25 protein-coding genes are annotated in these 26,211 nt (G+C 67.1%); 15 read left to right on the top strand and 10 right to left on the bottom strand.

Annotated elements, in window-relative coordinates:
* The first annotated feature begins 276 nt into the window (after positions 1-276).
* The 3 genes from RM96_RS32245 (at position 277) to RM96_RS32235 (ending at position 2,801) form a co-directional block, all read left to right on the top strand.
* Complete coding sequence (locus RM96_RS32245) at positions 277-1,296, top strand: Bug family tripartite tricarboxylate transporter substrate binding protein (protein ID WP_039015807.1); 1,020 nt, start codon at positions 277-279, stop codon at positions 1,294-1,296.
* Between the two features lie 326 nt (positions 1,297-1,622).
* A complete protein-coding gene (locus tag RM96_RS32240; RefSeq protein WP_039015806.1) occupies positions 1,623-2,501 on the top strand; it encodes an NAD(P)-dependent oxidoreductase in 879 nt (292 codons plus the stop codon).
* A gap of 123 nt (positions 2,502-2,624) precedes the next feature.
* The gene (locus RM96_RS32235; RefSeq protein WP_039015805.1) at positions 2,625-2,801 is read left to right on the top strand and encodes a glycine zipper 2TM domain-containing protein; all 177 of its coding nucleotides are present in this window, start codon (positions 2,625-2,627) and stop codon (positions 2,799-2,801) included.
* 92 nt (positions 2,802-2,893) lie between these two features.
* Here the strand turns inward: RM96_RS32235 and RM96_RS32230 are convergent, their stop codons facing one another.
* The 4 genes from RM96_RS32230 to RM96_RS32215 form a co-directional block, all read right to left on the bottom strand.
* A complete protein-coding gene (locus RM96_RS32230) occupies positions 2,894-4,168 on the bottom strand; it encodes a cytochrome P450 (RefSeq protein ID WP_039015804.1) in 1,275 nt (424 codons plus the stop codon).
* A gap of 942 nt (positions 4,169-5,110) precedes the next feature.
* Positions 5,111-5,902, bottom strand: coding sequence for a glycosyltransferase family 2 protein (locus RM96_RS32225; RefSeq protein WP_238587491.1), 792 nt, complete (start codon positions 5,900-5,902; stop codon positions 5,111-5,113).
* A gap of 32 nt (positions 5,903-5,934) precedes the next feature.
* Positions 5,935-6,672 (bottom strand): 3-oxoacyl-ACP reductase FabG, encoded by a 738-nt coding sequence (gene fabG, locus RM96_RS32220; protein WP_039015802.1) that lies wholly within the window; start codon positions 6,670-6,672, stop codon positions 5,935-5,937.
* A 45-nt stretch (positions 6,673-6,717) separates the two neighbouring features.
* Positions 6,718-6,978: a phosphopantetheine-binding protein gene (locus RM96_RS32215; RefSeq protein ID WP_039015801.1), complete on the bottom strand. Its 261-nt coding sequence runs from the start codon at positions 6,976-6,978 to the stop codon at positions 6,718-6,720.
* 305 nt (positions 6,979-7,283) lie between these two features.
* Here RM96_RS32215 and RM96_RS32210 point away from each other — a divergent pair, with 305 nt between their 5' ends.
* From RM96_RS32210 to RM96_RS32170, 9 genes are read left to right on the top strand one after another with little or no spacing between them, the layout of a single operon-like run.
* On the top strand, positions 7,284-8,015 hold the full coding sequence (locus RM96_RS32210; RefSeq protein ID WP_052279873.1) for an acyl carrier protein: 732 nt from the start codon (positions 7,284-7,286) through the stop codon (positions 8,013-8,015).
* A 29-nt stretch (positions 8,016-8,044) separates the two neighbouring features.
* Positions 8,045-9,808, top strand: a complete 1,764-nt coding sequence (locus RM96_RS32205; protein ID WP_039015800.1) for an AMP-binding protein — start codon at positions 8,045-8,047, stop codon at positions 9,806-9,808.
* Positions 9,802-10,776 carry an LpxL/LpxP family acyltransferase gene (locus RM96_RS32200; protein ID WP_039015799.1) on the top strand — a complete coding sequence of 325 codons (975 nt, stop codon included), beginning with the start codon at positions 9,802-9,804 and terminating at the stop codon, positions 10,774-10,776. Before RM96_RS32205 ends, RM96_RS32200 begins: the two co-directional genes overlap by 7 nt.
* Before the next feature lie 11 nt (positions 10,777-10,787).
* On the top strand, positions 10,788-11,399 hold the full coding sequence (locus RM96_RS32195; protein ID WP_039015798.1) for a LolA-related protein: 612 nt from the start codon (positions 10,788-10,790) through the stop codon (positions 11,397-11,399).
* Entirely contained in the window at positions 11,396-13,843 is a 2,448-nt protein-coding gene (locus tag RM96_RS32190; RefSeq protein WP_052279872.1) for an MMPL family transporter, read from the top strand. The genes RM96_RS32195 and RM96_RS32190 overlap by 4 nt, the downstream gene beginning before the upstream one ends.
* On the top strand, positions 13,840-14,688 hold the full coding sequence (locus tag RM96_RS32185; RefSeq protein WP_039015797.1) for a polysaccharide deacetylase family protein: 849 nt from the start codon (positions 13,840-13,842) through the stop codon (positions 14,686-14,688). The genes RM96_RS32190 and RM96_RS32185 overlap by 4 nt, the downstream gene beginning before the upstream one ends.
* A 57-nt stretch (positions 14,689-14,745) precedes the next feature.
* On the top strand, positions 14,746-15,969 hold the full coding sequence (locus RM96_RS32180; protein WP_039015796.1) for a beta-ketoacyl-[acyl-carrier-protein] synthase family protein: 1,224 nt from the start codon (positions 14,746-14,748) through the stop codon (positions 15,967-15,969).
* A gap of 9 nt (positions 15,970-15,978) precedes the next feature.
* Complete coding sequence (locus tag RM96_RS32175; RefSeq protein ID WP_039015795.1) at positions 15,979-16,791, top strand: beta-ketoacyl synthase chain length factor; 813 nt, start codon at positions 15,979-15,981, stop codon at positions 16,789-16,791.
* A complete protein-coding gene (locus tag RM96_RS32170; RefSeq protein WP_039015794.1) occupies positions 16,778-17,239 on the top strand; it encodes a hotdog family protein in 462 nt (153 codons plus the stop codon). Before RM96_RS32175 ends, RM96_RS32170 begins: the two co-directional genes overlap by 14 nt.
* Positions 17,240-17,242: 3 nt before the next feature.
* Here the strand turns inward: RM96_RS32170 and fahA are convergent, their stop codons facing one another.
* From fahA to RM96_RS38180, 6 genes are all read right to left on the bottom strand, one after another.
* Complete coding sequence (gene fahA, locus RM96_RS32165) at positions 17,243-18,511, bottom strand: fumarylacetoacetase (protein WP_039015793.1); 1,269 nt, start codon at positions 18,509-18,511, stop codon at positions 17,243-17,245.
* A gap of 79 nt (positions 18,512-18,590) precedes the next feature.
* Positions 18,591-19,910 (bottom strand): homogentisate 1,2-dioxygenase, encoded by a 1,320-nt coding sequence (gene hmgA / locus RM96_RS32160; RefSeq protein ID WP_152624258.1) that lies wholly within the window; start codon positions 19,908-19,910, stop codon positions 18,591-18,593.
* Between the two features lie 48 nt (positions 19,911-19,958).
* A complete protein-coding gene (locus RM96_RS32155; RefSeq protein WP_039015792.1) occupies positions 19,959-20,174 on the bottom strand; it encodes a DUF2783 domain-containing protein in 216 nt (71 codons plus the stop codon).
* Complete coding sequence (locus RM96_RS32150; RefSeq protein ID WP_152624257.1) at positions 20,165-21,856, bottom strand: FAD-dependent oxidoreductase; 1,692 nt, start codon at positions 21,854-21,856, stop codon at positions 20,165-20,167. The genes RM96_RS32155 and RM96_RS32150 overlap by 10 nt, the downstream gene beginning before the upstream one ends.
* A 54-nt stretch (positions 21,857-21,910) precedes the next feature.
* Positions 21,911-22,870 (bottom strand): MBL fold metallo-hydrolase, encoded by a 960-nt coding sequence (locus RM96_RS32145; RefSeq protein WP_039015790.1) that lies wholly within the window; start codon positions 22,868-22,870, stop codon positions 21,911-21,913.
* Positions 22,871-23,323: 453 nt separating this feature from the next.
* On the bottom strand, positions 23,324-23,704 hold the full coding sequence (locus tag RM96_RS38180; protein WP_082016817.1) for a helix-turn-helix domain-containing protein: 381 nt from the start codon (positions 23,702-23,704) through the stop codon (positions 23,324-23,326).
* Between the two features lie 292 nt (positions 23,705-23,996).
* On the opposite strand from RM96_RS38180, the gene RM96_RS32130 reads away from it, so the two are divergent.
* From RM96_RS32130 to RM96_RS32120, 3 genes are all read left to right on the top strand, one after another.
* Positions 23,997-24,614 (top strand): TetR/AcrR family transcriptional regulator, encoded by a 618-nt coding sequence (locus RM96_RS32130; RefSeq protein WP_039015821.1) that lies wholly within the window; start codon positions 23,997-23,999, stop codon positions 24,612-24,614.
* A 161-nt stretch (positions 24,615-24,775) separates the two neighbouring features.
* Positions 24,776-25,813, top strand: coding sequence for an alpha/beta fold hydrolase (locus tag RM96_RS32125; protein WP_052279877.1), 1,038 nt, complete (start codon positions 24,776-24,778; stop codon positions 25,811-25,813).
* On the top strand, positions 25,789-26,118 hold the full coding sequence (locus tag RM96_RS32120; protein WP_039015789.1) for a DUF2917 domain-containing protein: 330 nt from the start codon (positions 25,789-25,791) through the stop codon (positions 26,116-26,118). Before RM96_RS32125 ends, RM96_RS32120 begins: the two co-directional genes overlap by 25 nt.
* Positions 26,119-26,211 lie beyond the last annotated feature (93 nt).

The following is a 26,211-nucleotide window of genomic DNA, read 5'->3' as shown; positions in this document are numbered from 1 at the left end:
GTCGTTGGCGGAGGGCATCCGGCATCTCCAATAATATTATTGATAATCCAGCGGCGAAGCTTAGCCGGCAACCTGCATGTGGCGCAACCCATTCACTCAATCGGGAAAATTAATTCGAATTCAAGATCAGTCGATAGAAAAATGCTGATTCATCTATCAAGCGACGCCCCCTACACTTTGCCTCGATGACGCGCCGGGCGTCCTCACACAGGGCGGCGACCTGCTGCCCTGCCTCCCCCGACTACATTCCAACGATTCCCGGCATAGGAGACCTGCATGCCTGGCATCTTCCGCACGCCCAGCTGCGGCATTCGTCCGCGGCGGCGCACCCTGCTGCTCTCGTCGCTGGCCTGCGCCAGCCTGTTGCTGGCCCCGACATTGGCCGCCGCTGCCGACTACCCTGTCAAGCCGATCCGTCTCGTGGTGCCCTATCCGCCCGGCGGCGCCACGGACGTGATCGGCCGCACGCTGGCCCAGCACCTGTCGGCCACGCTCGGCCAGCAGGTGGTGGTGGACAACCGCGCCGGCGCAGCGGGCAACATCGGCGCCGAGCTGGTCGCCAAGGCGCAGCCCGACGGCTACACGCTGCTGATGGGCGCACTGACCAGCCACGCCATCAACGCCGCGCTGTACAAGAGCCGCGTGTCGTATGACATCGAGAAAAGCTTTGCGCCGGTCGCCATCGTCGGCACCGTGCCGCTCGTGTTCGTCGTCAATCCGTCGGTCAGCGCCACCACGCTGCCGCAACTGATTGCGCTGGCGAAATCGAAACCGGGCGCCATCACCTACGGTTCGGCAGGCAACGGTTCGCCGCAGCACCTGGCCGCCGAAATGTTCAAGCGCACTGCCGGCGTCGACATGCTGCACGTTCCGTATAAAGGCAGCGGCCCCGCCATGACTGACCTGATCGGCGGACAGGTGCTGAGCATGGTGGAAACCGTGCCCGCCGCACAGGCCTACGTGAAGGGCGGCAAGATCCGCGCGCTGGCCGTCACCACGTCCGAGCGCGTCAGCACGCTGCCCGAAGTCCCCACCACGGCCGAGGCCGGGATGAAGGATTTCGAAGTCAGCTCGATGTTCGGCATCGTTGCCCCGGCCGGCACGCCCGCGCCGGTGATCAACCGCCTGAGCGCCGACCTGAAGAAGATCCTGGACGAGCCAGATGTCAAGGCGACGCTGCTCAAGCAGGGCGCCATCGCCACCTGGACCACGCCGGCGCAGACCGGCGCCCGGATCAAGGCCGAAGTCACGCGGTGGAACACGGTGATCCGCGAAGCCGGCGTGAAGCCTGAATAAGACCAGGGAGAAGAGTAGCGCCCTTCCGCTGCGTGGGGAATCGCGTCCCAGGATCCCTTGCCTCACATTGCCAACCTCTTCTCGCGGAATGCCTCACTGCGCAACCGAGCATATCGATAGAAATCCGCTGCGCGGCCCGATGCCCGGCAGGCCGTATACTCATGGGCTGGAGCCGGGCAGACTTCCGGCACTCCCTGCGCAGCGGCCCGCCAGTCAGGCTCCAGAGGCAGCGCGCATCACCGATCATTCACTAAGAGCCCGTTTCACAATGAAGAAGGGGACCCTTCTTCATTGTGAAATGGGTTCTCAAGCAACGGAGCAGTAGCATGCGTGTCGCATTCCTAGGGCTGGGCGTCATGGGTTTCCATATGGCCGGCCATCTTGCCGCCAAGGGCCACGAAGTCACCGTCTACAACCGCACTGCGGCGAAGGCGCAGGCCTGGGTCGAAAAATTCGGCGGCAAGGCGGCGGCCACACCGGCCCTGGCAGCCAGGGATGCGGAAGTGGTCTGCTCCTGCGTGGGCAACGATGACGACCTGCGCACCGTGCTGACCGGCCCGGACGGCGCCTTCTTCAACGCGCCCACCGGCTGCATCTTTGTCGATCACACCACGGCAAGCGCCAACGTTGCGCGCGAACTCTACGCGGCGGCGCGCGAGCAAGGCCTGCATTTCATCGATGGCCCGGTATCGGGCGGCGAAGTGGGCGCGGAAAAAGGGATCCTCACCATCATGTGCGGCGGCGATGCCGACGCGTACGCGCGCGCCGAACCGGTGATTGCTGCCTACGCCCGCGCAGTCACACGCATTGGCGAGGCCGGTGCCGGGCAACTGGCCAAGATGGTCAACCAAATCAGCATTGCCGGGCTTCTGCAGGGCCTGTCCGAAGCCATCGCTTTCGGCGAGCGCGCCGGGCTCGACATGCGGCAGGTGCTCGACGTCATCAGCAAGGGCGCGGCCGGCTCGTGGCAGCTGGAGAACCGCGGCCCCACCATGATCGACAACAAATTCGACTTCGGCTTTGCGGTCGACTGGATGCGCAAGGACCTGGGCCTCTGCCTGGATGAAGCCCGCCGCAACGGCGCCTCGCTGCCCGTGACCGCGGTGGTCGACCAGTTCTACGCCGACCTGCAGCAGATGGGTTGCGGACGCGCCGACACCTCCTCGCTGATCAAGCGCCTGCGGGGCCCCAAAAACTCGGCCTGAGATGCACGGGACGACACTTGCCGTCGTCCGATTCCTACATCGCAATCGGCAGGTGTCTGAAGGGACGCGGCCGCCTCGCCGCTTAAGCTGAAGGCACGCCAAGAACGATGCAGGAGAAGCATCATGTGGAAACTCGCAGGCGCGCTCCTGGCGGGCGCAAGCATGGCGCTGGCTGGCTGTACCGCCACCGGTGCAGTCGCCGGCGGCGTGGCGGGCCATGAACTGACGCACGGCAGCACGGCGGGCACGATCGGCGGTGCCGTGGTTGGCGGCGTGGTCGGGCACGAGCTAGGGAAGTAATCAGCATCGCCCGTGATGACTTGCCGCACATCGCCCGTTGCATGCTGACGGGCGATGTGCCTTCAGCACCCATTTCACAGGGAAGTCGGCTCTTAGCCTGGAATGCGCACGGGCAGATGCGTGAATCCACGCACGAAGGATGAGCGCACCCGCTCCGGCGTGCCGACGATCTCGATCACCGGAAAGCGCGGCAACAGTTCTTCCCACAGGATCTTCAGTTGCAGCTCCGCGATCCGGCTGCCGATGCAGCGATGGATGCCGAAGCCGAACGACAAATGCTGGCGCGGCCGTTCCCGGTCGATGATGAAGCGGTCCGGCTCGCTGATCATCTCGTCGTCGCGGTTGGCCGAGAGGTACCACATGGCCACCTTGTCGCCCTTGCGGATCTGCTTGCCGCCCAGCTCCGTATCCTGCGTGGCGGTGCGGCGCATATAGGCCAGCGGGGTCTGCCAGCGGATGATTTCCGGCACCAGGCTGTCGACCAGCGCGGGATTGGCACGCAGCTTCTCCATCTCCCGGGGATGCTGGTGCAAGGCCAGCAATCCACCGGTCATCGAGTTGCGTGTGGTGTCGTTGCCGCCCACGATCAGCAGCGCCAGGTTGCCCATATATTCCATCGGGCTCATATTGCGCGTCGTCGGGCTGTGGGCCAGCATCGACACCAGGTCCATGCGCGGCGGCGCGTTGACGCGTTCGTTCCACAGCCGCGTGAAATAGCCGAGCATCTTGCGCAACTCGGCCATGCGGACTTCGGGCTCCGGCGCATCGGGATTGGTGAGCTTGTTTGCCGTGACCATGTCCGACCAGTGCGTCAGCAGCCGGCGCTCCTCCTGCGGGAAATCAAACAGGGTGGCAAGCATCAGCGTGGTCAGCTCGATGGAGACCTTGTCGACCCAGTCGAAGGTCTCGTTGCGCGGCAGGCTGTCCAGCACCCGGCACGTGCGCTCGCGAATCAGGCTTTCCCATGCGCCGAGATTGCCCGGCGAGGCGATCGGGCTTACCACCTTGCGCTCTTCGTCGTGCTTAGGCGGATCCATCGCAATGAACATCTGCAGCTGCTGCTCGCCCGGCGGGAAATCCATCAGTGTGATGCCGCCCCGGGTCCAGTCCGAGGAGAAGATCTCGTGATGCGTTTCCACCTGCATGATGTCGCGATACCGCGTCACCGACCAGTACGCGCCAACGCCCTCGATCGAACTGAAAGAGCGGTGGACCGGGTCTTCACGGCGCAGGCGCGCAAAGATGTCGCCAACGGTATCGTCCATGAACCATTGCGGATCGGCCGGATTGATGCCCTCCAGCGACATGGACTGGATCTGCGCGCGCGCAGCCAGGACTGCAGGATCGGACATCAGGTTCACCCTCATGGTTAGTTCTCGTGCCAGCCTGAATGGATCGCTCATTGGTGAGCTCGTTTTACTTCGCCTCCAGTGCATCGCCGGCCGGCATCCATACAGCGCCGAGCCGGACCAACGGCGAGAATCGCCTCGCGCCACTCGCTTGTCAACACGCTGCATTCGCATTCGTACGGATGTTTCATTGCGCGGTGCGGCATTTTCCTGATGGGCCATATTGGCGAGGTTCGCAAAGAAAGGTTTGTGGGGTGTGGTGCTGATGTGCCTGAGGGTGGTGGCTGCGGTTTGACGCTGTCGATGGTTCGACGGCCCCGTTTCGCCCTGCCGGGCGAGTCACTTTTGTCCGAGCGACAAAAGTAACCAAAAACGCGTTTTCTGTCCTCGGCGGACGGCCAGTCTTATCGTAGTGTTCGACGGTTTTTGTACGGGTATGGGCTTCAGGGCATAGCCGGACTGCCTGCCGCGCAGATCGCCAGGGGCAACGCCGGGAACAGCGCTGTCCTCCCGACCTCGTGAGAGCGGAGTGGCTCGGTTTTCGAGCGGCGTGCCTGCGGCAAGAGGTTCTGGACCACAACCGTGGTGCGCGATGTCGCTGGGCATACTGACTGGCATCAAGCTGCTTGCCACTCCGCTCTCACGAGGTCGGGAGGACGGCCTGTCAATGCCTCGCGCCGTCTCGTCCCAACGCGGCAGGCATCGTAGCTATGCCCTGAAGCAAATACCCGTACAAAAACCGTAGCTCACTACGATAAGACTCCCGCCCGGCGGGCAAGCAGGCGCTTTTTGCCTCCTTTTTGGCGCCGTCAAAAAGGAGGTCGCCGGCTACGCCGGCGAAACAGCCACGCATCCAAGAACCACAAGAACCACAAGAACCACAAGAACCAAACCCCAACAATCCGGCGAAGAACCCAAAAAAAACCGCATTACGCGACCCTTCGCACCCTGCAAGCGGCCTCAGGCGGCGCGATTCGGCGGCGTTTGCGAGTTGGTGCCGGACGCCTGCAGCCGGCGCCGGAGCAGGCGCGGCAGCCTCACCAGAAAGCCTGCGATCAGCCGCAGGTGCATCCACGTCAGCAGCAGGTTGTCGCGCAGGTAGCGGAAATGCGAGACGCCGCCCTCCTGGCGGCCGAAGTAGCGCACCGGCGCATCGAGGTTGATGGGCCGCACGCCGCGCCAGCACAGCCGCACCGCCACTTCGGGATCGAAATCGAAGCGACGCATCCAGCGGTCTTCATCCATGACCGCGCGTAGCGGTGCGATCGGGTAGACGCGAAAGCCGTAGAGCGAATCGCCGATGCCTGCCCAAAGCGTCTCGATATTGGCCCAGAGGTTGGACATGCGGCGCCAGTACACGCGCTCGCGCGGAGCGCTTGCGTCGAAGACCGGACGCCCAAGCACCATCGCGGCAGGATCGTGCTGGGAAGCCGCCATGAACTGGCCGATCAGACCGGCCGGATGCTGGCCGTCGGAATCCATCACCAGGGCATGCGTGAAGCCCTCGGCGGCCGCCGCGTCGATACCGTGCATGACGGCCGCGCCCTTGCCGCGGTTCTCGGGCAGCACCAGCACGCGCAGCCCCAGATCGTCGGCGGCCTGCCGGAGCAGCCATGCCGTGCTGCCGTCGGTACTGCCATCCACCACGACCCACACCGGGCTCCAGGCCTGGCGCGCGGCGCGCAGCGTCTCCTGCAGCTTGCTCCCGGGGTTGTAGCTCGGGATCAGCACGAGGTGGGTGGATGAGGGCATGGCAGGCTGCGGCGATTGGGTCATGACATGACCTATACCATGCCGCCGTTGATCGACAGCGTCTGCCCGGTTACGTATGCCGCCGCGTCGGAGACAAGGTACGCCACCATGGCCGCCACCTCGTCCGGCGTGCCGGCCCTGCCGGCCGGCACCAGCTGCCGGATGCGTTCGGCGGGAAAGCTGGCTTCGCTCATCGGCGACTCGATCACGCCGGGCGCGACCGCATTGACCGTAATGCCGCGCGAAGCCATTTCGATGGCGAGCGAGCGCGTGGCGCCGATCAGTCCCGCTTTTGCGGCGGCATAGTTGGCCTGCCCGCGGTTGCCCGTCACGCCGGCGGCGGATGCCATATTGACAATGCGGCCCCAGCGCGTGCGCATCATCGGCATCAGCAAAGGCTGCGTGACGTGGAAAAAGCCGTGAAGGGAAACGTCGATCACGCTGCGCCATTGCTGGCGCGTCATGCCCAGCAGCGGAGCGTCGTCATGGATGCCGGCATTGTTGACCAGGATCTGCACCGGGCCATTGGCCAGGATGCCCTCGAGGGCGGTTTCGGTGGCATCGGCATCGGTGACGTCGAAGGCCACGGCATGGGCCAGGCCGCCGGCGGCGCGGATGGCCTGCGCGATGGCTGCGGCCTGCGGCAGGTTGTGGTGGGCGTGAACCCAGACTTCATGCCCGGCTCCCGCCAGCGCACGGCAGATCGCACTGCCGAGGGCGCCGCTGCCGCCGGTGACCAGCGCCAGCTTGCGCGTTCCTTGCTGCGGCATGTCTGCTCCCCTGTCTGCCCCTGCCCGGCATGCCCGGGCCTTCCCTCAGCGTGTGCGGTTTGCCGCCACGTACGCCGCCAGGCTGCCCAGCGATGCGAAAATCGTCTTGTTGTCGGGATTGTCCGAACGAAGCTCGACACCGTACTTCCGGGAGACCAGCAAGGCGATCTCCAGGATGTCGATGGAATCCAGCCCGAAGCCATCGCCATAAAGCGGCGTATCGGCAGCGATGTCTTCCAGGCGAAGCTCTGTGATATCGAGTTCGCCGATCATCAGTTGGGCAAGTTCAGTTTCGAGTTCGGTCATTGTCTGTCGCTGGCAAAAAGGCCGCGTTCCGGGGCGTCTTCAAGATGGCAGCCGGGGCGGGCACCGGCCCGCGAATCCTTGTGGAAACACGGGAAGATGGCGGAAACGATGCTACCAAGCCGAGCATCCGCAGACCAGTCAGGAGAAGTTTAGTAACAACATTGACGTTACTTTCGGGAAACATCACCCCACCCCGCCGGTCTTTAAGGTATAAAGCGTTCGCCTTGCTGCCAGTGCGTCGGGCATCCCTTCCGCACCGGGCATTTACCAGCGATCGCAAGCGCCCCAAGCCGCACAAAAATACCATGTCATCGAGCCCCCTTCCTAACCCGCACGGCCCGGCCGCCCCAGGTGCCGGCAAGACCGGCGCCGCACAGCCGCTGGCGCAACGGTACGGCTGGGTCGCCGCGGTAGCCGCTTTCGTCACATACGAGGCGGCCCTGCACCACGCAGCGCACCAGCACGGCGCCGAGATTACGGCGCTGCTGCTCGGGGCCGCGCCCTTCCTGCTGCTTGCACTCTCCGCTGCCCGCCAGCCGGCGTGGCGCGTGCCGGCACTGCTCGCCGTCGCGCTCGCCGCCGCAGCCCTTTGGACGTGGCGCACACCTCTGGCCCTGCATTTCGGCTGGACCTACTTCCTGCAGCATTTCGGCATGAACGCCGCCCTGGCGGCCATGTTCGGGCGGACGCTGCGACACGGGCATACACCGTTGTGCTCGCAGTTTGCCGCCGCCGTGCGCGGCCCGCTGTCGCCCGAGCTGCAGCGCTACACGCGCCGGGTGACGCAGGCCTGGACACTGTTCTTCGCGCTGACTGCCGCAGTATCGGCCGTCCTCTTCGCGGCGGCGCCGATGACAACCTGGTCGAACTTCGCCAACCTGGGCACGCCGGTGCTGGTGGCGCTGATGTTCATCGCCGAGTCCGCCTGCCGCCGGCTGGCCATGCCGGGCATGGCACACGCCGGTGTGCTCGAAGCCGTCCGAGGCTACCGCGCCGTGATGGAGAAGCGGGCGGAACAGGCCGGACTGCTGCGCTGACGGCGCCGGACTCGCTGCGGAAGACCTCCATGACGACGTTCCCGCTCGTAACGCATGCCTCGCCGGAAAGCATCGTAGCCTGGTCGCATGGCCGGCCGGTCACCGTGCGTGCGTTCCTGGCCGAAGTGGGCCGGCTCGCAGGCATGCTGCCGCCCGGCGGGCACGTCTTCAATGCCTGCACCGATCGCTATCGCTTCACTGTCGGGCTTTGCGCGGCGCTGCTGGCGGGCAAGACCAGCCTGCTGCCGTCGACCCATACGCCCGAAATGGTCCGGCAGCTCCTGGCGTTCGCTCCCGACGCGTTCTGCCTGCACGACTTCCCGGACTGCGACTTCGCCATGCCTCGCTTCTCCTTTGACGGGGAAGCGGGCGGGCCGGCTGGCCCGTGTCCCGTGCCGCAGATCCCGGCCGACCGGATCATGGCCTGCGTGTTCACCTCCGGCTCCGCCGGCCGGCCGGTCGCGCACCGCAAGACCTGGGGCGCGATGGTGCGCGGAGCACGTGCCACGGCGGCCAGGCTGGGCATGCTGGACGGGAAGGCGTGGACGCTGGTCGGGACCGTGCCGCCGCAACACATGTTCGGCTTCGAGGCGACCGTGATGCTGGCCCTGCAAGCCGGCGCGGCACTGACCGCTGCCCCCAGCTTCTATCCGGCGGATATCCGCGCCGCATTGGAAGCCGCGCCGCGCCCGCGCGCGCTGGTGACGTCACCGGTTCACTTGCGGACGCTGCTGCAGGCAGGCATGGACCTGCCGCCGGCCGACCTGATCCTGTCGGCCACGGCGCCGCTGGGCAGGAAGCTGGCCGGCGAGGCGCAGACGATGCTGGCCGCGCCGCTTGTCGAGATCTACGGCAGCACGGAGACCGGGCTGCTTGCCACCCGCCGCACTGCGCAGACCGATACCTGGGAACTGGCGCCGGCTGTGAGGCTGCAGCCGCGGCGCAACGCGCACGCGGAATCCGCCGACGACCCCGACAGCATCGACATGTGGGCCGAAGGCGGCCACATCGAACAGCCGGTTGCGCTCGGCGATGCCATCGAGCTCCTGGACGCCACGCATTTCCTGCTGCATGGCCGCAAGGCCGACCTGATCAATATCGCCGGCAAGCGCACCTCGCTGGCCTACCTGAACCACCAGCTCAACGCCATCCCCGGCGTGGCAGACGGTGTCTTCTTCATGCCGCCCGACACGCATGAAGGCGACGCCGAAGGCCACGTGGTGCGCCTGGTCGCACTGGCCGTGGCGCCGGGCGTTCCCGTTGCGCGCATCCAGCAGGCGCTGCGCGAACGCATCGATGCGGCTTTCCTGCCGCGCCCGCTGCTGCTGGTCGACAACCTGCCGCGCAACGCCGCCGGCAAGCTGCCGCGCGAGCGCCTCGAAGCGCTGGTGGGCAGCCTGATTGCCGCGCGCCACGGCGGCGTGCACGAACCCATCCGGAAGGAAAAGGAAGAACAAGTCTTGCAGAGCTTTGTCATCCCTCACGATCACCCCGCCTTGCCCGGCCATTTTCCCGGCCATCCCGTGGTGCCGGGCGTGGTGCTGCTCGACCATGCCGTGCTGCAGATCGGCGCCGCGCTGCAGCGCCCGCTGACAGTCAGCCAGGTGGCCTTGGTCAAGTTCCTGAACCCGGTCCGGCCCGGAGAACGCGTGGAGGTGCGCCATAGCATCGAGCCCGGCGCCGGCGGCGATGACACGGTCCGCTTCGCGCTCAGCGCGGCCGGCCGTGATGTAGCCAGCGGCACGCTGTCGGTACGCACCGCTGCGCAAGCCGCGGAGGGCGCGCCATGCTGACATCGCCCGGCAAGCGGCAGCAGGCGCTGAATGCGGACTGGTCCAGCCGCGAGGAGCGCAGCAACATTACGCTGCTGCGCATCATGACCTGGATCTCGCTGACGCTCGGCCGCCCGGCCGGGCGCGTGGTGCTGCGCCTGATTGCCGCCTACTTCACGCTGTTTTCCCCTACCGCGCGCCATGCCTCGCGCGCCTACATGGACCGCGCGCTGGGCCGGGAGGCCGGCTGGATCGACGGCTTCCGGCACGTCTTCACCTTCGCGTCGACGATCCACGACCGGATCTATCTGCTGAACAACCGCTTCGACCTGTTCGATATCCGCCTGCACGGCGAAGCGCACATCGAAGCGGCCATGGCCCGCGGCCGCGGCGCGTTCCTGCTGGGCGCGCACCTTGGCAGCTTCGAAGTCGTGCGCGCGCTCGGGCGGCAACACCCGGCGCTGCAGGTGGCGATCACGATGTACGAGGAGAATGCGCACAAGCTCAACGACGTGCTGCAGTCCATCAATCCGTCCATGCGCCAGGACGTGATCTCGCTCGGCAAGTTCGACGCCATGCTGAAGGTGCGCGACTACCTGGAGCGCGGCTACATGATCGGCATGCTGGCCGACCGCACGCTGTCCCAGCGGGCCACCGACCCGGTGCAGCAATGCAGCTTCCTTGGCTCACCCACCGGCTTCCCGACCGGCCCGCTGCGCATGGCCGCCATGCTGCGCCGGCCGGTGTTCTTCATCACCGGCCTCTACCGCGGCGGCAATCGCTACGATGTGCACTTCGTGCCGCTGGCGGACTTCACGCAGGTTGCGCGCGGGCATCGTGAAGAGGAAGTGCAGGCCGCCTTACAGCGCTATGTGGGGCTGCTGGAACGGTTCTCCCGCAGCGCTCCGTACAACTGGTTCAATTTCTACGACTTCTGGCACGCCGGCCCGCCGCTGTCGGAACAACCGCCCCCGGGCAACGAACCCTGACGCCAATCCGCATGCGCCGCTTCCGCACGATCCTGCCGACCCTGCTGCTCGCCGCCGCGACGGCAATCATCGCCGTGCCGGCCGCAAGCGCTGCCGATGCCGCGCCCTCTGCAAGCCTGAGCGTGGACCAGCTGATGGCCGCACTGGCGCAGCGCAAGTCCGGCCGCGTCCTGTTCACCGAGAAGAAGTACCTGGCCATGCTGGAGCGGCCGGTGGAATCCTCCGGAGAGCTGGTGTTCGTCGCGCCCGATCGCCTGGAAAAGCGCACCGTCACGCCCAAGCCCGAGAACCTGGTGATCGAGGGCGACATGATGACCGTGCAGCGCGGCGGCAAGACGTTCACCATGCCGCTGCAGAACTACCCCGAGATCGCCGCGTTCATCGAAAGCATTCGCGGCACGCTTGCCGGTAACCGCACCGCGCTGGAGCGCTACTACCGCCTCGGTGTGGAAGGCCGTGCCGGCCGCTGGACGCTGACGCTGACACCGGCCAATTCACGCATGGCCGCTATCGTCAGCCAGGTCCGCATCGACGGCGCCAACGACGCGCTCGACAGCGTCGAGATCCGCCAGGCCGACGGCGACCGCTCGGTCATGAAGATCCGCCCGGCCGGCAAGCCATGAGCCAGGCCCAGCGCGGCAAGCCGCGCCGCCTCGCCCTGCCGGCCGCGCGCATCGCCATAGGGCTCTGGCTGGTCTTCCTGCTGGCCTGCGCCGCGGTGGTGACACGCACCAGTTTCACGGCGGACCTCTCTGCGTTCCTCCCGCGCATGCCGAGTCCGGAACAGCAGCTGCTGGTCGACCAGTTGCGCGAAGGCCTGGTCTCGCGCCTGATCCTGGTCGGCGTGGAAGGCGGCGATGCGGACGGGCGTGCCGCCGTGTCGAAAAAGATGGCGGAGCAATTGCGGCGCGACACGCGCTTCACCGCGATCACCAATGGCGAACCGGTCAACCAGGCGGCCGACCAGCGCTACGTGTACACGCACCGCTACCTGCTGAGCCCCACCGTCACCCCGGAGCGCTTCACGGAACGCGGGCTGACCGCGGCGGTGGCGGAAACCTTCGACCTGCTCGCCTCGCCCGCCGGGCTCTTCACCAAATCGCTGCTGCCGCGCGATCCGACCGGCGAAGTGGCTTCGATGATGGAACAGCTCGACGCCGGGCAGCGCGTGCCCATGCATGCAGGCGCGTGGGTGTCGCGCGATGGCCGTCGCGCCGTGCTGCTGGCGCAGACCGCCAGCGCCGGCTCCGATACCGACGGGCAGGCGCACGCCATCGACGCCATCCGGCAGGCCTTTGAACAAGCGGCCGACGGCAAGACCTACCGGCTCGCCATGACCGGCCCCGGCGTGTTCTCGGTCAATGCGCGCGACACCATCCGGCATGACGTGGAGCGCCTGTCCACGATCGGGCTTGCCATCATCGTCACGCTGCTGCTGCTCGTCTACCGTTCGGTGCCGCTGCTGGTGCTGGGCCTGCTGCCGGTGCTGTCCGGTGCGCTGGCAGGCGTGGCCGCGGTAAGCCTCGGTTTTGGCGGCATGGTGCACGGGCTGACGCTCGGCTTTGGCACCACGCTGATCGGCGAGGCCGTGGATTACTCCATCTACCTGTTCGTCCAGTCGGCACAGTACACCCGCGGCGGGCAGCGGGATGACCGGGCATGGATCGGCGGGTTCTGGCCCACGGTCCGGCTGGGTGTCCTGACTTCAATCTGCGGCTTTGCCTCGCTGCTGCTGTCCGGATTTCCGGGACTGGCGCAACTGGGCCTGTATTCCATCGCCGGCCTGGCCACCGGCGCGCTGGTCACGCGCTTCGTGCTGCCGCACCTGGTGCCGGCCACGCTGCAACTGCGCGATGTCACGCCGCTGGGCGCCCGGCTTGGCAGGGTCGTGGCCGGGGCGCGCAAGCTGCGCTGGCTGGTGGCGGCGCTGGTGCTGGCGGCCTGCGCAGTGGTGCTCACGCACCGTACAACGCTGTGGGAACGAGAGCTGGCATCGCTCAGCCCGGTTTCGGCGCGCGACCAGGCGCTGGACGCTTCCCTGCGTGCCGACCTGGGCGCGCCGGATGTGCGCTATCTGGTGGTCCTGTCCGGCCCGGATCAGGAATCGGTGCTGCAGGGCGCCGAGCGCGTGGCGCGCGAACTCGATCCGCTGGTGGCAAGCGGCGTCATCGCCGGCTACGAGAACCCGGCCCGCTACCTGCCGAGCGCCGCCACCCAGCGCGCGCGGCAGGCCAGCCTGCCGCCGAAGGAGGTACTCGCCCGGCGCCTGCAGGCCGCCGTTGCGTCGCAGCCGGTCCGCCCGGGCCTGTTTGCACCGTTCCTTGAAGACACCGAACAGGCGCGCAATGCGCCACCGCTGCAGCGCAAGGATCTGCAGGGCACTTCGATGGCCCTGGCTGTCGATGCGCTGCTGTCCCACCGCGACGGGCGCTGGACCGCAACGCTGCCGCTGCGTGCGCCTGCCTCCGCAGGGAGCCGGCCGGACGCGGCCAGCCTGGACAGCCAGCCCGTGCGCGCCGCGCTGGCTCGTGCCGGCGTGCACGATGCCCTGTTCGTCGACCTCAAGCGCGAATCGGATCAGCTCTACACCGGCTACATGCGCGAGGCGCTGCACCTTTCGCTGGGCGGACTGGTGGCCATCGTGGTGCTGCTCGCGATCGCCCTGCGTTCGCCCCGGCGCGTGCTGGCGACCGTGCTGCCGCTGGCCGCCGCGGCACTGGTGGTGATGGCCGGGCTGGCAGCCTTCGGCCAGACGCTGACGCTGCTCCATCTGGTCGGCCTGCTTCTGCTGGTGGCGGTGGGGTCCAACTACGCGCTGTTCTTCAACGGCCAGGCTGCTGGCAGCCGGCTCAGCGCGATTTCTCCGCATACACTGGTATCGCTGCTGCTGGCGAATCTGACGACGGTTGCCGCCTTCGGGCTGCTGGCGTTCTCCGGTCTGCCACTGCTCAAGGCGTTCGGCCTGACAGTGGGGCCGGGTGCTGTGCTCGCACTGTGGTTTTCGGCTATCCTCGCGCCGGCACCCGTTACAGCACCAGCGCCGGCCACGGCCGGGAGTTCAGAATGAATCACGTTTCCACATCCGGCGCGCCAGTGCATGACGCCGCCCCCACCCGCCAGTGGCGCCCCGGCGCCCTGGTCTGCAGTGCCGCCGCCGTCCATGCCGGCGCCGCGGGCGCCGTGCTGGCGATTCCTGGCAGCGTTGGCTGGGCCGTGGGGAGCGTGCTCGCATCGCATCTCGCGCTGGTCGGGGCTGGCTTGTGGCCGCGCAGCACGCTGCTGGGGCCGAACCTGCTGCGGCTGCCGGCTTCGGCAGAAGGCTGCGTGGCGCTGACCTTCGATGACGGCCCTGATCCCGAACTGACGCCGCGCGTGCTGGATATGCTGGATGCGCATGGTGTGCGGGCCACTTTCTTCTGCATCGGCGAACGGGCCGCGGCACATCCCGCACTGGTGCGCGAGATCGTCCGGCGCGGCCATGCCGTGGAAAACCACAGCATGCATCACCGCTGGCACTTCTCCCTGTTCGGCCCGGGCCGCATCTGGAAGGACGTCAGCGCCGCGCAGCAACTCCTGACCGACCTCACCGGACAGGCGCCCCGCTTCTTCCGTGCGCCCGCCGGATTGCGCAATCCGTTCCTGGAGCCGGTGCTCTGCAAACTGGGCCTGCACCTGGCCACCTGGACCCGGCGCGGCTTCGACACGCGCTCCGGGGACAACGCCGACCGCGTGACCCAGCGCCTGACCAACGGCCTGGCGGGACGCGACATCCTCCTGCTGCACGACGGCGACGCGGGCACCGACAGCACGGGCCGACCGCACTGCACCACCGTCCTGCCGCGCCTGCTGGCGGCAATCGATCAGGCCGGCCTGCGCTGCGTCACGCTGCGCGCCGGGGTGGCGGCGGGCTGACCCGGCACGCTTGATACAATCGACACCCCCCCGCGAAACACCAGGATCGACGACGCCGTGACCCCGCTCCATCTCTCGTTTTTCACGGCCACCAGTTGCATTGGCACCGGCCTGGACGCAACGCTGGCCGCGCTGCGCGACCAGCGCGGCGGCCTGGCGCCGTGCCATTTCGGGGATGTGAAGCTCAATACCTGTGTCGGTGAAGTGCCGGGGCTGGAAGCCTTGGCGCTGCCGCCGGAACTGGCCGGATTCGATTGCCGCAATAACCGGCTCGCGCTGCTGGCACTGGAGCAGGACGGCTTTGCCTCGCGTGTGCGCGAGGCAGTTGCCCGCTACGGCGCGCAACGCGTCGGCGTATTCCTCGGCACCAGTACCGCGGGCGTGCTGCAGACCGAGATGGCGTACCGGCAGCGGGATCCGCAAACCGGTGCGCTGCCTGCCGGCTTCAACTACGCGGGTTCGCACAATCCATTTTCATTGCCGGGCTTCGTACGCACCCATCTGGGCTTGCAGGGGCCAGCCGCCGCGATCTCCTCGGCCTGCTCTTCCGGCGCGAAGGTGTTTGCCTCGGCGCGCCGCATGCTGGAAGCTGGCCTGATCGATGCCGCCGTGGTGGGTGGCGTCGATACCCTGTGCCTGACCACGCTGTACGGCTTCAATTCGCTCGAACTGCTGTCGGCGCAGCCCTGCCGGCCCTACGACGTGAATCGCAACGGCATTTCGATTGGCGAAGGCGCTGCGTTTGCCCTGCTCGAACGCGTTCCCGCGCAAGTGGCGGACGATGCCATCCTGCTGCTCGGCATCGGCGAATCCAGCGATGCCCACCACATGTCCGCGCCGCATCCCGAGGGTCTGGGGGCGCGCCTTGCCATGGAACAGGCGCTGGCCAGCGCCGGTATCGAGCCTTCGCAGGTCGATTACGTGAACCTGCATGGCACCGCCACCCGCAGCAACGACGCGGCCGAAGCGCAGGCGATGGCCGCCCTGCTGCCGTCCACGGCCTGCAGTTCCACCAAGGGTGCGACCGGTCACACGCTTGGCGCCGCCGGCGCCGTGGAGGCAGTGATCTGCGCCCTGGCATTGCGTCACGGGCTGCTGCCTGCCGGCATCAACACCACGCAGCGCGATCCGGCGCTGCTGGTCGACTATCGCCTGGCCAGCAGCATGCAGCCGTTGCAATATGTGCTGAGCAACGCGTTTGGTTTTGGCGGCTCCAACTGCAGCCTGCTGTTTGGACGCGGCGATTCCGGCGATGCCTCGAACGCCGCCTCCCGTCACTGAGCAAACGTCATGCCGTCAAGCGTATTCATCGAAAGCATCGGCCTGCTCGGCCCCGGCCTCGGCGACTGGACGCAAGGCAGCGCCGTGCTGGCCGGCCAGCAGCCTTACATCCACGCCCCCACGGCGCTGCCCGCGCCCGCCGGGCTGCCGCAGGCAGAGCGCCGCCGCACCGGCCCGACCGTGCGGCTGGCGCTCGCCATCGGCCAGCAGGCGGTTGCCGCCAGCGGCATGGACGCGGCGGACCTGCCGACCATCTTCACCTCGTCCAGCGCCGACGGGCAGAACTTCCACGCCATCTGCGAAGCGCTGGCCGCGCCCGATCCGCTGATGTCGCCGACGCGCTTCCATAACTCCGTGCACAACGCGCCGGCGGGCTACTGGTCGATCGCCGCGGGCGCGATGCGCCCTTCCAACGTGCTGTGTGCGATGGATGGCAGTTTTGGTGCGGGGTTTCTTGAAGGCGTGGCGCAGGTCGCCGCCGATCAGGCGCCATGCCTGCTGATCGCGTACGACACAGGCTATCCGGAGCCGCTGCACAGCCACCGGCCGATTCCCGATCCGTTCGGCGTGGCGCTGCTGCTCACGCCGCAGGCGACGGCGCGCACACTGGCGCAAGTGTGGGCAGGCGTGACGCACGCACCGGCAACAACCATGGCTGACGCCGCGCTGGAACAACTGCGCAAATCGGCGCCGGCTGCCCGCGCATTGCCCTTGCTGCAGGCCGTCGCCACGGGCACCACCGGCACGGTGGTGCTCGACTACCTGGATGAACTGAGACTGGAAGTCGGCATCACGCCGATGGTTCCCGATGCGCGTGACTGACGACGCGGCGCCGCTCGACCGCGCGTGGATCGCGGCAAGGATTCCGCACCAGGGCGCGATTTGCCTGCTGGACAGCGTGCTCGACTGGGGGCCCGACCACATCCGCTGCCAGGCCACCAGCCACACGCAAATGGACAACCCGCTGCGCGCGCAGGGCCGGCTCGCTGCCGTGTGCGGCATCGAATATGCGGCACAGGCAATGGCGGTTCATGGTGCCGTACTGCAGCAGGCCGGAGAGCGGCCGCGCATGGGCTACCTCGCCAGCGTGCGCAAGCTGGTGCTGCATGTGGAGCGGCTCGACGAGATCGCCGGGCCGCTGATCGTGGACGCGCAGCGCATCAGCGGCGAAGCCGCCAACGTGCTCTACAGCTTCGAGATCCACGCTGGCGGCAGATTACTGCTGGCCGGCCGGGCCGCGGTCATCCTCGATGTCGCGCTGCCCGGCTGAGCCTCAGGCCGAGCGTGCCGGGAGGATCGTGCCCGACACCTGGCCGAAGCCCACGCGGTAGCCGTCGCCCTCGCAGTAGCCGGTCATGATGACGTCGTCGCCGTCTTCCAGGAAGCCGCGGCGGCTGCCGTCTGCCAGCGTTAGCGGCTCGGCGCCGTTGCGGGTCAGCTCCAGCATGCTGCCGTAGGAATCCGGCGTGGTGCCGCTGATGGTGCCTGAGCCCATCAGGTCACCCACGCGCACATTGCAGCCCGACACGGTGTGGTGGGCCAGCTGCTGCGCCATGGTCCAGTACATCGCCTTGAAGTTGGTGCGGCAGATGGTACTGGCGGCAGCGGCGCCCTGCGGACGCAGCGCCACTTCCAGCGCGATGTCATAGGCATTCTTGCCGTGCTGCTGCAGGTACGGCAGCGGCTCCGGCGTCTGCACGGGGTTCTCCCGGCGGAACGGCTCCAGCGCTTCCATCGTCACCACCCACGGCGAGATCGAGGTGCCGAAGCCCTTGCTGTTGAACGGCCCCAGCGGCACGTATTCCCACTGCTGGATATCGCGTGCGCTCCAGTCATTGAGCAGCACCATGCCGAACATATGGTCCGGCGCGGCGTCGGTGCTGACCGGCTCGCCCAGTGCGGATTCCCTGCCGACGATAAAGCCGACTTCCAGTTCGAAATCCAGCTTGCGGCAAGGGCCGAAGATCGGGCGCGCTTCATTGGGCAGCTTGATCTGGCCGTTCGGGCGATGCAGTTCGGTCCCGCTCACCACCACGGAGCTGGCGCGGCCGTTGTAGCCGATCGGGATCTCGAGCCAGTTCGGCAGCAGCGCATTCTCCGGGTCGCGGAACATGCGGCCGACGTTGGTGGCATGTTCCTTTGACGAGTAGAAATCGGTGTAGCCCGGAATCTCGACAGGCAGATGCAGCCTGACCCAGTCCATCGGCACCAGCGCCACGTCGCGCAGCGAGTCATTGTCGCGCAGCGCGCCGTCGGCGCCCGACAGCAGCGCGGTCAGGCGCTTGCGGGTTTCGGACCACACGGGCTTGCCCAGCGCAATGAACCGGTTGAGGCTGGCGCCGGCAAAGGTGCCCCTGGCGGCGGCCGGCAGCAGGCCGGCCTCGTCGAGCGCGGCGAGGTCAAGCACGAAGTTGCCAATGGCAACGCCGACGCGCGGACCCTGCCCGCTCGGGGAAAAGACGCCGTACGGCAGGTTCTGCAGCGGGAAATGGGTCTGGCCGTCGTTGGCCGAATCGATCCAGCTGGTGGTTGGGGCGGTCATGTCGATACTCCGGAAGATGTTCCCGGCACGCGGCGCTGTGAGCGCCGTTGCGTGCCGTGTCAGGTTGTAGTTGTGGGAATCAGCGGGCGTTCGGGTTGAAGTGTTTCTTCAGGCCCTGCCAGCAGGTGTAGTAGTCCTGTTGCAGCGACGCCGACTGCGCCGCATACGGCGTCGGCCGGATCACGCCCGGGGTTTCGAACATGAAGGCCATGGTGTTTTCGATATGGTGCGGCTGCGAGGTATCGGCCGCGCTGGCCTTCTCGAACGTTTCCGCGTCGGGCCCATGGCCACTCATGCAGTTGTGCAGGCTGGCGCCGCCCGGGGCGAAACCCTCGGCCTTGGCGTCGTACACGCCGGTGATCAGGCCCATGAACTCGCTGGCGATGTTGCGGTGGAACCAGGGCGGGCGGAACGAGTCCTGCATCGCCAGCCAGCGCGGCCCGAAAATGACGAAGTCGATGGTGTCGACGCCCGGCGTGTCGGACGGGCTTTGCAGCACCAGGAAGATCGACGGGTCCGGATGGTCGAAGCTGATCGAGCCGATGGTGTTGAAGTGGCGCAGGTCGTACTTGTATGGCGCGTAGTTGCCGTGCCAGGCCACCACGTCCAGCGGCGAATGGCCGATCTCGGCGCGCCACAGGTTGCCCTGGAACTTGGCCACCAGCTCGAAATTGCCTTCGCGGTCTTCATAGCTCGCCATCGGCGTGAGGAAGTCGCGCGGGTTGGCCAGGCCGTTGGAGCCAATCACGCCCAGGTCCGGCAGCTTGAACAGCGCGCCGTAGTTCTCGCAGATATAGCCGCGCGCCTCGCCATCGGGCAACTCCACGCGGAAGCGCACGCCGCGCGGGATCACCACGATTTCCTGCGGCTCCACTTCCAGCCGGCCAAGCTCGGTGGCGATCAGCAGGCGACCCTGCTGCGGCACGATCAGCATTTCGCCGTCGGCGTTGTAGAAGAAGCGGTCGTGCATCGAGCGGTTGGCCAGGTACAGGTGGATGCCGCAGCCGGTCATGGCGTCGGGGCCGCCGTTGCCGGCCATGGTGACGATGCCGTCGACGAAATCGGTCGGCGCGGCCGGCATGGCGGGCGGACTCCAGCGCATCTGGTTGGGCGACGGCGGCACTTCGTCGAAGCGGCTCATCCAGCGCGACTGCTCGATCATCGTGAACGGCTTGTGCATTGCGCCCGGGCGAATGCGGTACAGCCACGAACGGCGGTTGTGCGCGCGCGGCGCGGTGAAGGCCGTGCCGCTCAGCTGCTCGGCATAGAGGCCGTACGGCGCGCGTTGCGGCGAGTTCTGCCCGACGGGCAGCGCACCGGGCAGCGCTTCAGTGGCGAATTCATTGGCAAAGCCAGACATGTAGCCGTTGTCGGCCAGTTGCGTATGCGTCAGTTTCATGGTGTCGTCGGGATCGGGATGGCAGTGGCGGTGGTTCGGTCGGATTGGCTATGGCGTCGGGGGCGCGATGTCGAGCACGCCTTCGCGCGCAAGATCCATGGCTTCCCGCAGGATTGCGAGATCGCCGATGTGGTTGGCCAGCAGCAGGATCAGCTGCGCGTTGGCGGACTGGCTCTGCGCATCGGTCAGATCGCGATGCATGTCGATCAGCGCCTCGTAGAAATCGTCCGGCCGGGCGAGATTGGAATCGGTGATCAGTGGCATTGCCTTGCCTCCTCGATGCACAAGGCGCGCAGCAGCGCCGCGCGTACGGCCGCGGCGGAAAACGCGCGCCAGCGGGCGCAGACATGCTGATCCGGGCGCAGCAGGTAGCAGGTGCCGGGCCGGGCGTCGTAGCGGCGTGCCGCCAGCCCTTCGGCGTCGGTCACGCAGCGGAATGTCTCGGACGTGGCGCTCCGTCCTGGCGGCACGACGCAGACGACGGTCAACGGGACCGGCCCCATCGCGAGGGCATCGGCCGGAACATTGCCGTCATCGCTGAACATCATCAACGTGAAGCCGCCGCCGAGATGCCCCAGCAGCCAGCCCGACTGCGCGGACGGCCCGCCGGTCACCGGTGCATCCGCGCAAGCGGCGCCCGGCACCATGACGCCGGCAAAGTCATCCGCATCGGGCGTGTTGAGCGGCGAATCAGCCAGCACGGAGGGCAGCGACAGCCGTCCGCTGTTGACCAGTTGCCGCGCAAAGGCATGGCGGCGCGCCAGCCGCAGCACCGCATCGCGGAATGTGCGGCTGACCGCGCTCTTGGGCGTAATGAAATCGGTGGAGCGCGTGGAATGGCGGATGTTCTCGTCGGCGGCCGCTTCGCGTTCACTGGCGTAGGTGTCGAGCAACGCGTCGCCCGCCTTGCCGGCCAGCACGAGATCGAGCTTCCACGCCAGGTTCTCGGCATCCTGCACGCCGCTGTTGGCGCCACGTGCGCCAAACGGCGAGACACGATGCGCGGCGTCGCCGGCAAACAGCACGCGCCCGTGACGGAAGCGGTCCATGCGCTGGCAGCAGAACGTGTACACGCTGACCCACTCCAGCGAAACATCGACATCGTTGCCGAGCATGGCGCGGATGCGCGGCATCACGCGCTCGGGCTGCTTCTCGAGATCGGGATCGGCGTCCCAGCCGAGCTGGAAATCGATGCGCCAGACGTTGTCGGGCTGGCGATGCAGCAGCGCGGACTGGTTGCGGTTGAACGGCGGATCGAACCAGAACCAGCGTTCGCTGGGGAAAGGCGCCGACATCCTCACGTCGGCAATCAGGAAGCGGTCGCGGAACACCCGGCCCTTGGTCTCCAGGCCCATCAGCTGGCGCACCGAGCTGTGGGCGCCGTCGGCTGCAATCACATAGCGGGCGCGCAGTGCATAGCCGCCGTCGGGGGTTTCCACGGTCAGCGTCACACCGTCCGCATCCTGCGACAACCCGGCCAGGCGATGCTTCCAGCGCAGGTCGATGGCGGGCAGTTCGGCGGCCCGGTCGACCAGATAGCCTTCCAGGTAGTACTGCTGGAGATTGATGAAGGCCGGGCGGCGATGGCCGCTTTCGGGCAGCAGGTCGAAGCTGTAGACCTGCGCATCGTTGAAGAACACCTTGCCCACGTGCCAGCTCACGCCTTTGTCGACGATACGGTCGCCGCAGCTGAGGCGGTCGAGGATGTCGAGCGTGCGCTTGGCGAAGCAGATCGCGCGCGAGCCGGTGGCCAGCGTGCAGTCGTCGTCGATCAGCACGACCGGCGTGCCGCGCTGCGCGAGGTCGATGGCCGCGGCCAGCCCGACCGGACCCGCGCCGACTACCACCACGGGGTGCACGGCGCGCGCCTCGCCCCCGGCCTGCGGCGAGCGTTGCTCGGCGCAGGGCTGGTACGCGAAGGTGCGAGTCTGGTAGCTGGTTTCCACGATGTCTCCGTCATGCCGCCCGGCGCTGCATTGGCGCCGGGGCTGGCGCGCGCTTCAGTCCTGCAGCGCCGCCCACATCTCCTTGTCGCGCTCGGCGGTCCAGATGCGCGGGTGCTTGATGCCGCTGGCCTCGTCGTAGGCGCGGGTCACGTCGAACGGCAGGCAGTGCTCGTAGATGAAAACGTGGCCGAACTTTTCGTCCATGGCGGCGCGGGTGTGGGCCATCGCACCCTTCAGGTCCAGCTTCTGCGCCACGGCCTCCTTGCCCCGACGCAGCAGTGTGCTGACGAAGTCGCGGGTGTAGTCCAGCCCCTTGTCGACGTCTTCCGGCGTGACCAGGGCCGGGCCGCGGCCGGGCACCAGCGCAAGCGGTTTGAGCGCGCGCAGGGCATCGAGCGTGGCGGGCCACTCTTCGAGCTGCGCATCGCCGCAATAGCAGGCAGCGTCGTACTCGACCAGGTCACCGGAAAACAGGATGCGCTGCGACGGAATCCACACCACGGTGTCGCCCTTGGTATGGCCGGGGCCGGGATGGAGGATCTTCACCTCCAGCTTGCCGAGGAACAGCGTCAGCTCGCGCTCGAAGACCAGGTTCGGCCAGGTCAGCCCGGGCACGGTCTCGACGCCGGCAAACAGGCGCGGAAAGCGTTCGATCTCGGACTTCATGTCGGCCTCGCCGCGCTCGGCGATCATTTCGTAGGTGCCGCGGCTGGCGATCACGTTCTGCGCGCCCTCGGCGAAATAGGCCGAAGCGCCCAGCACGCGCACCGCGTGATAGTGCGACAGCACCACATGCCGGATCGGCTTGTCGGTCACGCTGCGAATGCGGGCAATCAGGTCCTGCGCCATCGCCGGGGTGGCGGTGGTATCGACGATCAGCACGCTGTCATCGCCGATGATCACGCCGGAATTGGGATCCCCTTCGGTCGTGTATGCGTAGGCGTTCTCTGACAACCGGGTAAAGGTCACCTGCTTTTCCTGCAGGTCGGCCTGCGATGCAAAAGCCTTTGCCATGGGGTTGCTCCTCACATTCTTGTCGTCATCACTACTCAGTCGCAAAGAATTACGGAATACGTAATTCATTTACCATATCGTAATCATCAAGTCCGGACGTGTCAAACCGCTGACAACAGGCGAGCGCCTTGCGTCACAGACGTTGTAGGCCGGGACAAGCGGAAAGGCGAAGGAAAAGGGAGACGGGCGAACGCGGCCCACTGCACGCGCGTTCACACGCGGAACATGGGAATTCGCGGAAAAACGGAAAAGAAGGGAAAGGATGTGCCGCGGTCGCCACGGGCGCGGCAGACCGCACTACGTCGGCGGAGCAGCATTCCCGCCACGCAGCGTCAGGACGACACCAACCGGCGCGGTGCGCACGACACCGCGCCGGTTGCGGTACTGTTGGCCTGGCTCCCGGCTGTCTGCGCCGGCCCGTCTGGAACGTGGCCGGTCAGGCAGTCAGTCTCGTCAGACCGGCTTGTGGCCTTCGCCTGTGCCGGAGCCAAAGCCTCCGGCGGCAGGTGCGGCGGGCGCCGGCTGGCTCGCGGCGGCCGGCTGGCCTGCCATCGATGCTGCCGTGACGCCGCCGTTGCGGCTGGCGATAAATGCGTTTACGTCGGCGGCAAGGTGCTGCGGTGCCAGGACGACTTCAAGCCCAAGGGCTTCACATGCGGCAAGGAATGTGGACATGCGGGGATCGGCCTGACCCGACTCCGCCCGCAGGTATGCCTCCCGCGAAATTCCCGCCTTTCGGGCGACGTCCTCCTGCTTGAGCTTGCGCGCTCGACGCAACGCCCGCAGTTGCCGGAACGGTTCGCTAGCGCCTCTTGGCACGGCTGTACTGTTCATGTCGGTCTCCAGTCACCAGTGAAAAAAAAGTGCGCGGACGTGCATTCGAGTATAGAGCACGCAAAGCGTTCCGTATGTAATTGCCGAAACACTTTGTGCAGATTTCTTATGACGGCGATATTCGACCTCGCAGACCCATGTCAAAAGGCCGGATACCGCACAACAACCTTACTCCGCCCTGATTCTAACGAGAAGATTGCGATTAGGTTGACGCAATCTGCACATGAATGTGCGCGCGGCCGCTTATTCGCTTTATGTTGACAAACCGACCGGTCGTGCTATTCTTCAGCCCATGCAAAAAGGCCAGCTCACCCGCACCGCAATCATCGAACAGGCGTTGGACAGCGCGACCAAGGTCGGCTTTGAACAGTTGTCGCTCGCGACGCTGGCGGCCGACACCAATATGTCCAAGAGCGGGCTGTACGCGCACTTCAAGTCGAAGGAGGCGCTGCAGCACGCCGTCCTCGAACTGGCGGTGGAACGCTTCGCGGAGATCGTGGTCCGGCCGGCGATGCGCCAGCCGCGCGGCCTGCCGCGTCTGCAGGCATTGTTCGACGGCTACCTGAACTGGCTGGGCGGCACGGTTACCAAGGGGCGCTGCCTGTTCATGGCGCTGAGCCAGGAATATCGCGACAAGCCGGGCTCGATCCGCGATCTCGTCGTGCAATCGCTGAAGGACTGGCACAGCAGCATTGCCAGGGTCGCCGGCGACACCATCGACGAGGGCGAGTTCGCGGCGGACCTGGACCCGCGGCAGTTCGCCTTCGATATGGTGGGCATCGGCATGTCGTTCCAGCAGTCGTTCAAACTGCTGGGCCGCGACGATGCGGAGGCGATGGCGCGCCGGGCGTTCGCGGCACTGGTCGAGCGTGCCCTGGCCAGGAACAGCGCCAGCCGCACGCAGGCGTAACCGGCTGCGCCCAGTGGGCGTTCACGCGGCAGGACAGATCTTCTGTCGGCTTTTTAACCCACAAAAAGCACGACTGGTCGGTCTCTAAAAAAAATCAGCGCGGGCAAGACCTCCACCGAGGCCGCCGACGATCCGCGCGTCATCAGTTGGAGGTGTACGTCGTGACGCAAGTGCTTTCTCCCGCTTCGGCTTCTTCCTCCCGGCCTGCCCGGCCCACACCTTCCGCCGGACCGCTGCGGCGTGCCGTCGCGGCATGGCAACGCCTGCGCTGGCAGGCTGGCAGCCTGATCTACCCGGCCGGCGCGGCGCGCGCGCTGGAGCGCGCGTGGTTCTCCCCGCCCCGCGGTCCCGCGACATCCTCCGCGCTGCACCTGCTGGACCGCGCGCGTAGCGACTGGGCGCTGGTGACCGGCCAGGGCGCCAGCCGACGCGTGCGTATCTACCGCTGGGGCACGGCAGGCCCGGTTGTCCTGCTGGCCCACGGCTGGGGCGGCCATGCCGGGCAGTGGCATGCAGTCGTGCATGGACTGCTTGCCGCCGGCATGCGCGTGGTGGCATTCGATGCGTTGTCGCACGGTGCGTCGGACACCGGTGCGCGCGGCAACGGGCAGACCTCCGTGCTGGAGATGTCGCGCTCGCTGCTGGCGGCGGCATGGCACGCGGGGCCGGTGCACGCCGTGGTTTCGCACTCGCTCGGCGGCGCCGCAACGGCCCTGGCCATCCGCGAGGGGCTGCCGGTCCGGGCGGCGGTCATGATCGGCCCGCCCGCCGACATGCACGCCGCCTGCGCCGCGCTGGCGTGGCAGCTGGGCGCCGGCCCGGGCGTGCTGGCCCGCATGCAGCGGGACAGCGAACGCTGGCTGGGCATGCCGTGGTCGGCCTTCAATGTGCCGGAGGTAGGCCGCACGCGCGCCGTGCCGCCCACGCTCGTCATCCACGACCGGCAAGACAAGGAAGTGCGCTGGGAAGACGGTGCAGCCATCGCCGGCGCCTGGCCGGGGGCCCGGTTGCTGACTACGACAGGGCTCGGTCACCGGCGCATCCTGCACGACGCAGACGTGATCAGGCAGGTCGTGGAATTCATCAGGCCCGGCGCCGACCCGGTACCAAAGCGCGCCATCCCGCCCGCGGTGCGAGCCGGCATGACGGTGGACCGAACATCAGGAGAAGGACCATGTTTCTCGTCAGCAACGACGTGACGGCCACCCTGCCCGCGCGCAGCTCGCTGCGCCTGGTCGCCGACTCCGGCGAACGCGTTGCCGTGCGCTGCACCGAGGGCGAACTCTGGATGATTCGCGACGGCGACCCGAAGGACACCTCGATCGCGGCCAGCGAGTCATTCACCCTGCCCGAAGCCGGGCGCGTGGAGCTTTACGCCGTCAGGCGCGCGAGCATTCGCGTGACACGCTGCAAGACTGGCGTGGTGAATACGCGAGGATGGCGGCACAGGCTCTGGCGCATTCTGTCGCCGCGCCGGGCTGACTACGCCGGCGCGCGCGACTGATTCCCCTCGCCAATCCGCCCTCCCTCCTCTCACACAGACATTGCCGCTGGAAGCCGGGAGACGCACAGCGTCGCCCGGCTTTTTGAGAGGTGG

Origin of the sequence: Cupriavidus sp. IDO, from assembly GCF_000812465.1 — a bacterium.
Classification (GTDB): Bacteria; Pseudomonadota; Gammaproteobacteria; order Burkholderiales; family Burkholderiaceae; genus Cupriavidus.
Note: the sequence above shows the minus strand (reverse complement) of the source record. Positions and strands in the feature narration are given on the sequence as shown.